This window comes from Microbacterium sp., from assembly GCF_052102115.1.
Classification (GTDB): Bacteria; Actinomycetota; Actinomycetes; order Actinomycetales; family Microbacteriaceae; genus Microbacterium.
Genome location: NZ_JBQDVP010000074.1, coordinates 1 through 8,959, shown reverse-complemented (window position 1 = coordinate 8,959; position 8,959 = coordinate 1). Strand labels below are relative to the sequence as shown.

Genomic DNA, 8,959 nt, shown 5'->3' with positions numbered 1-8,959 from the left:
GTCATCGTCAAACTCGTCTCCGAGGCGATCGACTCCTCTGACCTGCCGGTGATCGAGGCCGGGCGCGCCGCAGGCGGAACGCAGACGCAGATCAACCGCCGCGGCGTCCTGCCGCAGACCTGGCCCCTGTTCGCGAACCAGTGGCTCTACACGCTCGAGCTCAACGTGCGCATCTCGGCGATCCTCGGCATCGTCGGCGCCGGCGGCATCGGCCGGCTGCTCGACGAGCGACGCGCCTTCTACGCCTACGACGATGTCGCCGTGATCGTGCTGGAGATCCTCGTCGTCGTCGTGCTCATCGAGATCTTCTCCAACTTCCTGCGAAGGCGGTTGGTATGAGCCTCACCGCATCTGCGGGCGCCCGGGAGCTGGAGCTGCCGCGGCATCCCTCTCGACTCGTCCCGACGATCGTCGCCGTGCTCGTCGGCGCGGTGATCCTCGGCGCGGCCTTGGCCCTCCCGATCCCGTGGAACGATCTCGGGTCGCTGCCCGGCCAGGTCGCGCACTATCTCGGACTCATGTTCGCCAGCCCCGACTGGGAGATGCTGCCACAGGCGCTGTTCGAGACGTGGCGGTCGATCTCGATGGCATGGATCGGTGCGATCGGGTGCGTCGTCGTATCCATTCCGCTCGGGATGATGGCGGCCAATGGTGTCGGACCGCTCTGGGTGCGCCTGCCGCTGCGCGGACTGTTCGCGGTGATCCGCGCCGTGCCGGAGGTGATCATCGCGCTGCTGCTGCTCACCGTCACCGGTCTGACGCCGTTCACCGGGGCGCTGGCACTGGCGATCGCCGGCATCGGCACGCAGGCCAAATGGGTCTACGAGACGATCGAGTCCGTGCAGGAGGGGGCGTCGGAAGCGGTCAGGGCCGCCGGCGGCACGACGGCCGAGATCACCCGCTGGGCCCTGTGGCCGGCAGCGGCGCCCGCGCTGCTCTCGTTCGCCCTCTACCGTTTCGAGATCAATATCCGCACCTCGGCGGTGCTGGGGCTCGTCGGCGCCGGCGGCATCGGCAGTATGCTCGCGAACTACACGAACTTTCGTCAGTGGGACACGGTCGGGATGCTGCTCATCGTGGTGGTGCTCGCGACGATGCTGATGGATGCCGTCTCCGGCGCTATCCGCCGAAGGATCATGCGCGGTCCCCGGGCGCGGGCGAGCGTGAACTCGAAGGAGGAGAGCCCCGATGTGGCAAGGGCCCGCTGACGCACCACCGACCGCCCGCATCGCGATGCTCGCACCGTCGATGCAGCCTAGCGAGCGGCGCGTGGCCGATGCCATCGCCGCGGACGCGGATGCGGCGATCGAGTGGACGGCGCAGGAGATCGCAGACACCGTCGGCGTCGGCCGGGCGACCGTGATCCGCACCGCACAGACGCTCGGCTACGACGGGTACCCGCAGCTGCGAGTCGCGCTCGCCCGCGAACGGGCCACCGCCGCACCGGTGGCCGACGACGCCGCAGATCCCACGATGCTCGGGGCCCTGCGCGGGGCCGTCGACCGCTTCGCCTCCCGGCTCGCCCACACGGTCTCGGCGCTCACCGAGGAGACCCTGTCGGCGTTCGTGCACGAACTCGACGTCTCCACTCGGCTGCTCGTGGCCGCCAACGGTCTGTCGGCACCGGTCGGCGCCGACCTCGCAATGCGTCTGACCTCGGCCGGCCGCCCGGCCGAGTACGTGGCCGACACCCTCGGCCAGCAGATCACGGCGTCGCAGCTCGGTGCCGGATCGGCGTGCCTGGTGGTGTCCGGATCCGGGGTGAACCGAGCATCCATCGACGTCATGACGGCGGCACGGGCCAGCGGCGCTCGCGTGCTGGCGATCACCTCGTTCCCGCGATCGCCGGTGGCGGAGCTCGCCGACACCGCGCTCGTCGTCGCTCCGATCAACGATTCGTTCCGCGACGAACTGCTCTACACGTCGCGTGCGGCGCTGATGCTCGTCACCGAGTCCGTTGTCGGACTCCTCGTGCACACGCGAGGGCCGGGCGCGACAGCGGCGCAGGTCGCGACACTGTCGGTGCTCGGCCAGTCGCTGTCGGAATAGCCGGCCGCCGCCTCAGCGGTCGGCGGGGTCGGCGGTGCCCATCAGCACGCCGCGGGCAAGCGAGTGGAAGTGGCGGTTGAACCCGAGCACGGCCGGCGTCGAGTCCGCGGGGATCTCGAGAGTCTCGACGTCGAGAGCGTCGACGACGAAGAAGTACCGGTGGATGCCGGTTCCCTCGGGCGGGGCGGCGCCGATGTAGCGCTCGCTGCGCGACTCGTTCGGCAGCACCGTCGCGCCCGGGGGGAGCGCGGCGAGGTCGCCGATGCCGCTGGCGAGCGTCGTGGTGCCCACGGGGAGGTTGAACGCCGCCCAGTGCCAGAATCCGGAACCGGTCGGAGCATCCGGATCGAAGCACGAAACCGCGAAGCTCTTCGTGCCCGCCGGTGCCTGCGACCACTGCAGTGCGGGGGACCGATCCTCGCCGCCGCGCTTCGCGCCCCACGCGAACAGTGGCAGCGGACCGCCGGGCTCGAAGTCTGGGCTGGTCAACTCGAGCGGCGCGAAGTCGCGGAGCGTGGCCAATTCGGCATAGGGGTCGTACGAGAACATGGGTCCTCCTGCACTATCGGAACGGACATGACGTCACAGCCACGATAGGCGCATCCAGCGGCCTGCGCCCAGAGCGCGTCAGCCAGCCTCCGTGGCCGCATCGTCGGTCTGCCGGGCGGAGATCGACAGGCGGATCGCGGCGACCAGCCCCAGCGCCAGGAACGCTGCGGCGATGACGAACGCCCAGCGGGTGCCGTCGGCGAATCCGGCGCTGAGCGCGTCGACCACTGCCGCGGTGTCGCTGCCGAACGAACTGGACGATCCCTGCTCGCGAAGCTGCTCGATCGCGGTGCCCGCGGACTGCCGCGTGCTCTCCGCGGCCTGGTCGGCCGCCGCACCCGTGATGCCGGCGCCCTTCAGTGCGGCGGGGAGGGTCACCGCGAGCGACACCGACAGTGCGGCGCCCGCGAGCGCGGTGCCCAGCGCCGTGCCGATCTGCCGGACGGTGCTCTGCGTTGCGGATCCCTGCCCGGACGCACCGGTGGGAACGTCGCGCAGCACCGTGCCGGTGAGCTGGGCAGAGGCCAGCCCGAGTCCGAGACCGTAGACGACCAGAGGGATGGCGACGAGCCAACCCGGGGTCGTAGCCTGCACGATCAGCGCGAGTGCGATCACGCCGACCAGCTCGAGGGACAACCCGATCAGCACGGTCCCGGGGGCGCCGAAGCGCGCGGCGAGATGGCGGGCCGCGGCGCCGGAGAGGAACGCTCCGATCGCCATCCCGGCGAGCACGAGGCCCGCACCCATGATGTCGAGCCCGACCGCATTGACCAGGTACAGCGGCAGCACGAAGATGATCGCGAACTCGCCGATCGCGACGGTCGCCGCGGTGATGTTGCCCCACGAGAAGGTGGGCAGCTCGAACAGAGTGAGATCGAGCAGCGCCGAGCGGCGCACCTTCTCACGGTGCCGCTCCCAGAAGATGAAGAGGGTCAGTGCGACCACCGCGATCAGTATGGCGACCGGCACGATCGAGATCGCAGCATCCGCCGGCCACACCCAGCCGAAGATCGACAGCTCGCTCGTCGGCGTCCACCAGCCCAGATCCGGACCCTCGATGATCGCGAACACCAGGGCGCCGAAGCCGATCGCGCTGAGCAGCGCCCCATCGACATCAGCGCCGGGGCGGCTGACGCGCGCACGCGTCTCGGGCACAGTGAAGATCGCACCGACGAAGACCAGTGCGCCCAGCGGGATGTTGACCAGGAAGATCCAGTGCCATGACACCCACTGGGTCAGGGCGCCGCCGGCGAGCGGCCCGATCGCCGCCGCACCCGAGATCACGGCTCCCCACACACCGAAGGCCGCGGCCCGGTATTTGCCGCGGAACACCGCGTTCACCGTGGACAGTGTGGCCGGCATGATCATCGCGGCGCCGAGCGCCTGCACGGCGCGCGCGGCGATCAGCCCCGCAGCATCCCCGGAACTCGCTGCGAACATGCTGCCGGCGACGAACACGACCAGTCCGACGAGGAAGAGCAGCCGGCGCCCCCATCTGTCGGCGAGCCGGCCGGTGGACAGCAGCAGGGCCGCCAGCACGACCGCATAGAGACTGTTCACCCACTGCGCGTCGGTGAGATCGAGATCGAGGTCGCCGATGATGTCGGGCATCGCGACGCCGACGATGGTGCCGTCGAGCACGATCATCCCGAGGCCGGTGGAGAGGACCGCGAGCGCGAACCAGTCCTTGCGGGTCGGCGCCTGCACCTTCTGCGTCTCGGGAGTCGTCATGCGATCACCTGTTCTGTCTGCGGCCATGCTATCGACGGGGCGGATGCTCCCATCATGCGGCGCAGCGGCCGGGTGCACATCGATCGAATGATCGACACGGCGCGCCATACACTGGATGCCGTGACTCTCGACGCCGACCGCCGGTCCCTGCTCGCCCTCATCAAGGATGAGGCGGTGTTCCATGGCGACTTCACCCTCTCGAGCGGTAAGAAGGCGACGTACTACGTCGACATGCGCAAGCTCACCCTCGACCACCGCGCGGCTCCCGCGATCGGGCGCATCATGATGGACCTCATCGACGGACTCGATGTCGTCGCGGTCGGCGGTCTCACGCTCGGTGCCGACCCGATCGCGAACTCGGTCATGCACGCGTCGGTCGACACAGATCATCCGCTGGACGCCTTCGTCGTGCGCAAGGAGCCCAAGGATCACGGCCGCGGTCGCCAGATCGAGGGGGCGGATGTCGCGGGCAAGCGCGTCGTCGTCCTCGAGGACACCTCCACCACCGGTCAGTCCGCGCTCAAGGCCGTCGAGGCGCTGCGCCGCGAGGGCGCCGAGGTCGTCGCCGTCGCCGTGATCGTCGACCGCAAGACCGGCGCTCAGGCCGCGATCGAGGCGGCGGGGATGCAGTGGCTCGCGGCCTTCGACCTCGACGACCTCGGTCTCGAACCGCAGTGACGCGCTACGCACTCGCCGTCGACGTCGGCGGCACCAAGCTCGAGGCGGCACTGGTCGGTGAGGACGGCGTGCTCGTGCCCGGCAGCCGCAGTCGGCAGGCGACGGGGCGAGAGGCGACGCCGGTGTCGATGAATGCCGCGATCCGCGCCGTCGTCGAGCATGCGCTCGCCGCGCTCCCCGCCGGCGCCGAGCTCGCTGGAGCCGGAGTCGGCAGCGCCGGGCCCGTCGACCGAGACACCGGCACGATCATCCCCGTCAACATGCCGCAGGCCCGCGGGTACCGGCTGGCGGATGCTGTGCGCACCGCAGCATCCGCAGTTCTGGGCGTCGATGTCCCCACTGTGTTCGGGCACGACGGCGGCGCGCTCGCGCTCGCCGAATCCTGGCTGGGGGCCACGCGAGGCGCCAGGGCATCGCTGTCGATCGTCGTCTCGACCGGCATCGGCGGCGGGTTCGTCGTCGACGGCCAATACGTTCCCGGCGCCTCGGGCAACGCCGGGCACCTCGGGCAGATGCGACGCGAGGGCGGGCTGACTCTGGAGGAGATCGCGTCCGGGCCGGCGAGCGCGTCGTGGGCGCAATCGCAGGGCTGGACCGGCGCGACCGGAGAAGACTTGGCGCGGGATGCCGCGGCCGGCGATGCCACCGCGCGAGCGGCGATCGAACGGTCGGCGCGAGCGGTGGGGGAGACCCTGGCGGATGCCGCGACCCTCGTCGACCTCGACCTGATCGCGATCGGCGGCGGGTTCTCCCGGGTCTCCGACGACTACATCGACCTCGTGCAGGCGGCGCTGACGGCGTCCGCTGCGCACGACTACTCCCGCGCGGCGCGGGTGGTGCGATCAGGGCTCGGCGACGAAGGCCCGCTGATCGGCGCGGCCGCCTTCGTGCTCAGGTAACCCGGTGGCCCGCGGTGTGACGCACGTCGGAGCATGTGACGCACGTCGGAGAGATCCGGCGAATACCTCCGACGTGCGTCACAGTGTCCGACGTGCGCAACAGTAGGCTCGAGGGATGCGCGTCCTCGGCCTGCTCTCCGGCACCTCACATGACGGCATCGACGTCACGGTGGTTGACTTCGACGAGCGGGACGGGATGCTGCGCGGCACGGTGCTGTACGCAGACAGTGTGCCGTATGCACCGGAACTGCGCGCCCGTCTGGTAGCCGCGCTTCCGCCGGCGCAGACGACCCTCGCCGAAGTGTGCGTGCTCGACACCCTGATCGGCCAGGCGTTCGCCGAGGTCGCACGTGTGGCCGCAGCGTCCGTCGGCGGGGTCGACGCAGTCTGCACGCATGGCCAGACCGTCTACCACTGGGTCGAGGACGACCACGCCCGCGGCACCCTGCAGATCGGCCAGGCGGCGTGGATCGCCGAGGCCGTCGGGGCTCCGGTCGTTTCGGATGTGCGCATCCGCGACATCACCGCCGGCGGGCACGGGGCTCCGCTGGTGTCGTTCCTCGACGAGCTGCTGCTGCGAGAACGCGCGGGAGTCTCTGCTGCGCTGAACCTCGGCGGCATCGCGAACATCACCGTCGTCGACGGTGAGGGCGTGAGCGCGTACGACATCGGTCCGGCGAATGCGCTCGTCGACGCCGTCATCTCGGCGTACGGCCTCAACCCGCTCGGCTACGACGAAGATGCGCAGATCGCGCTCGCAGGCTCCATCGACGTCGAGCTGCTGGAAGCACTGCTGGCCGATCCGTACTACGCGCTCGCGGCCCCCAAGAGCACGGGCAAGGAGCATTTTTACCTCGGCTATGTGCGTGAGCACGTCGCAGCCCTCGGCCGCGACCTTCCGGTGACCGATCTGGTGCGCACCCTCACCGAGCTGACCATCCGCATCGTCGCGCAGGACGTGCGATCGGTCGGTGTCCGATTCCTCGCGGTCTCAGGCGGCGGATGCCACAACCCGCTGATCATGGACGGGTTGCGCGCCGCACTCCCTGGCACCGACGTCGTCCTCGCCGACGAGCTCGGCGCCTCGGCCGATGCGAAGGAGGCGATCCTGTTCGCCCTGATCGGCTGGTGCACGATGCACGGTGTTGCCGCCGTCACTCCCGGCGGCACGGGCGCGCGCGAACCGCGCATCCTCGGCACGATCACGCCGGGTGCGGGCCCGCTGCGGATGCCGGAGCTCGTCCCCGAGCTGCGCAGTCTGGCGCTCGCAACGGCCTGAGCCGCGATCGCGCGGGGCCGTCAGCCCTTGCGGTCGTCGTCCCAGGGGCCTTCCCACCAGTTGCCGCCGCGATTGTCATCACCCGGGCCGCGGCGGCGGGACCGCACGAACTGCCAGATGATGATCGTCAGCGTCGACAATCCGATGAGGATCATGACGAGGAACCACAGGTCGCTCTGGTTCATGGGCGCTTCCCTTCTGCGGCATCCGTGACGATTTTCGCAATGCGCGCCGTCCGTGTCTCTGCCCGTCTGGCCGTCGCGATGTGCGTGAGTCCGAGCTTTTTGACCGACTTCGGAAAGGCATCCCAGTTCGCGCGGGCGGTGGGCACAGCATCCAACGCCTCGGTGAACTCGTCGGGTTCGACCCCGGCCTCCGGGCCGTCGAGCATCTCCCAGGTGCCGTTGGCCTTGGCGACCTCGATCGCGCGGATACCGGCCGGTGCCAGCAGGCTTGCCTTTTCGAGAGCGACCAACCGTGCCTTGTTGGTCGCGGCCCAACCGCTCGACGGTCGTCGCGGCGAGAACCACTGGCCGTTACTGCCAGCAGAGGGGCCCTCGGCGAAGGTTCGCGTCGGTCCGTCGATCCAGCCGAAGCACAGCGCCTGCCGGACGGCATCCTCATACGCCATCGATGCACCGGCGCCGCGCACGTTCAGAAGCCACACACCGGGCGCCGTGGCGTGGTGCTCTTCGAGCCACGCGCGCCAGGCCGCGGCATCCGCTGCCGTGATCCGTTCGCCGTCGTCGAGAACGCCCATGGAATCAGACGGTCCGGATCGTCCCGGTGATCGTCGGCAGCAGGTCGGCGACCGAGTCGACGATCTCGTCGGGTCGGAACGGGTACTTCTCGATCTCGCGCTGATCGCTGATGCCGGTGAGCACGAGCACGGTGTGCAGGCCGGCTTCGATGCCGGCGACGATGTCGGTGTCCATGCGGTCGCCGATCATGCCGGTCTTCTTCGAGTGCGCGCCGATCTTGTTCAGCGCCGACCGGAACATCATCGGGTTCGGCTTGCCGACGACGTACGGTTCGCGTCCGGTGGCCTTGGTGATGAGCGCCGCGACGGAACCGGTCGCGGGCAGCGGGCCCTCGGCGCTCGGGCCCGTGGCGTCCGGGTTGGTGATGATGAAGCGCGCACCGCGGTTGATCAGTCGGATCGCCTTCGTGATCGCCTCGAAGGAGTACGTGCGGGTCTCGCCGACGACGACGAAGTCGGGGTTCGTCTCGGTCATGATGAATCCGGCGTCGTGCAGCGCGGTGAGGATGCCGGTCTCACCGATGACGAACGCCGAGCCGCCGGGCACTTGCTGCTGCAGGAATGCGGCGGTGGCCAGCGCTGAGGTCCAGATCCGCTTCTCCGGCACGTCCAGGCCGCTGGATCGCAGGCGTGCCGAGAGGTCGCGGGCGGTGAAGATCGAGTTGTTGGTGAGCACCAGGTATGGGATGTCGTTCGCTTCCCACCCGGCGAGCATCTCGGACGCCCCAGGGATGGCGTCGTTCTCATGGACGAGCACGCCGTCCATGTCGGTGAGCCAGCATTCGATGTCGTCACGGTGTGCCATGTGCTCAGCCTATTGGAGCAGGAGATGCTGTGAGGGCCGTCCCCGCGGACGGCGGAGACGGCCCTCACAGAGGTGGACCTCGAGATCAGCCGTTGCGGCGGCGTCGCACGGCCGTGATCCCGGCCATCGTGGCACCGGCCGCGAGCAGCGCACCGGCCGCGACGATCAGCGAGACGGGCGCGGATCCGCCCGTTGCCGCGAGGTCGCCG

Annotated in this window: 11 protein-coding genes; 6 read left to right on the top strand and 5 right to left on the bottom strand. The window is 69.8% G+C overall.

From position 1 onward, the window contains the following. The 3 genes from ACTICP_RS14885 to ACTICP_RS14875 all read left to right on the top strand — a co-directional run. Positions 1 to 339: ABC transporter permease subunit (locus ACTICP_RS14885; protein ID WP_441893710.1), on the top strand; the 339-nt coding region annotated here is incomplete at its 5' end. Next, positions 336 to 1,208, top strand: coding sequence for a phosphonate ABC transporter, permease protein PhnE (gene phnE / locus ACTICP_RS14880; RefSeq protein ID WP_441893709.1), 873 nt, complete (start codon positions 336 to 338; stop codon positions 1,206 to 1,208). The genes ACTICP_RS14885 and phnE, both read left to right, overlap by 4 nt. Then, positions 1,189 to 2,049: a MurR/RpiR family transcriptional regulator gene (locus ACTICP_RS14875; protein ID WP_441893707.1), complete on the top strand. Its 861-nt coding sequence runs from the start codon at positions 1,189 to 1,191 to the stop codon at positions 2,047 to 2,049. Before phnE ends, ACTICP_RS14875 begins: the two co-directional genes overlap by 20 nt. Positions 2,050 to 2,061: 12 nt before the next feature. Here ACTICP_RS14875 and ACTICP_RS14870 read toward each other — a convergent pair whose 3' ends face one another. Beyond that, entirely contained in the window at positions 2,062 to 2,598 is a 537-nt protein-coding gene (locus ACTICP_RS14870) for a YbhB/YbcL family Raf kinase inhibitor-like protein (RefSeq protein WP_441893705.1), read from the bottom strand. Positions 2,599 to 2,676: 78 nt separating this feature from the next. Next, on the bottom strand, positions 2,677 to 4,329 hold the full coding sequence (locus ACTICP_RS14865; RefSeq protein ID WP_441893704.1) for an MFS transporter: 1,653 nt from the start codon (positions 4,327 to 4,329) through the stop codon (positions 2,677 to 2,679). A gap of 87 nt (positions 4,330 to 4,416) precedes the next feature. Between ACTICP_RS14865 and pyrE the strand changes: the two genes are divergently transcribed. From pyrE to ACTICP_RS14850, 3 genes are all read left to right on the top strand, one after another. Beyond that, on the top strand, positions 4,417 to 5,007 hold the full coding sequence (pyrE, locus tag ACTICP_RS14860) for an orotate phosphoribosyltransferase (RefSeq protein WP_441893712.1): 591 nt from the start codon (positions 4,417 to 4,419) through the stop codon (positions 5,005 to 5,007). After that, positions 5,004 to 5,906 carry an ROK family protein gene (locus ACTICP_RS14855; protein ID WP_441893702.1) on the top strand — a complete coding sequence of 301 codons (903 nt, stop codon included), beginning with the start codon at positions 5,004 to 5,006 and terminating at the stop codon, positions 5,904 to 5,906. Before pyrE ends, ACTICP_RS14855 begins: the two co-directional genes overlap by 4 nt. Before the next feature lie 115 nt (positions 5,907 to 6,021). Beyond that, the gene (locus tag ACTICP_RS14850) at positions 6,022 to 7,185 is read left to right on the top strand and encodes an anhydro-N-acetylmuramic acid kinase (protein WP_441893700.1); all 1,164 of its coding nucleotides are present in this window, start codon (positions 6,022 to 6,024) and stop codon (positions 7,183 to 7,185) included. A 20-nt stretch (positions 7,186 to 7,205) separates the two neighbouring features. Here the strand turns inward: ACTICP_RS14850 and ACTICP_RS14845 are convergent, their stop codons facing one another. Genes ACTICP_RS14845 through ACTICP_RS14835 form a run of 3 tightly spaced genes read right to left on the bottom strand, consistent with a single transcriptional unit; the run spans position 7,206 to position 8,750 of the window. Next, the gene (locus tag ACTICP_RS14845; RefSeq protein WP_441893698.1) at positions 7,206 to 7,370 is read right to left on the bottom strand and encodes a hypothetical protein; all 165 of its coding nucleotides are present in this window, start codon (positions 7,368 to 7,370) and stop codon (positions 7,206 to 7,208) included. After that, on the bottom strand, positions 7,367 to 7,945 hold the full coding sequence (locus ACTICP_RS14840; protein WP_441893696.1) for a YdeI/OmpD-associated family protein: 579 nt from the start codon (positions 7,943 to 7,945) through the stop codon (positions 7,367 to 7,369). Before ACTICP_RS14840 ends, ACTICP_RS14845 begins: the two co-directional genes overlap by 4 nt. Positions 7,946 to 7,949: 4 nt before the next feature. Then, complete coding sequence (locus ACTICP_RS14835) at positions 7,950 to 8,750, bottom strand: HAD-IIA family hydrolase (RefSeq protein WP_441893695.1); 801 nt, start codon at positions 8,748 to 8,750, stop codon at positions 7,950 to 7,952. Between the last annotated feature and the right edge of the window lie 209 nt (positions 8,751 to 8,959).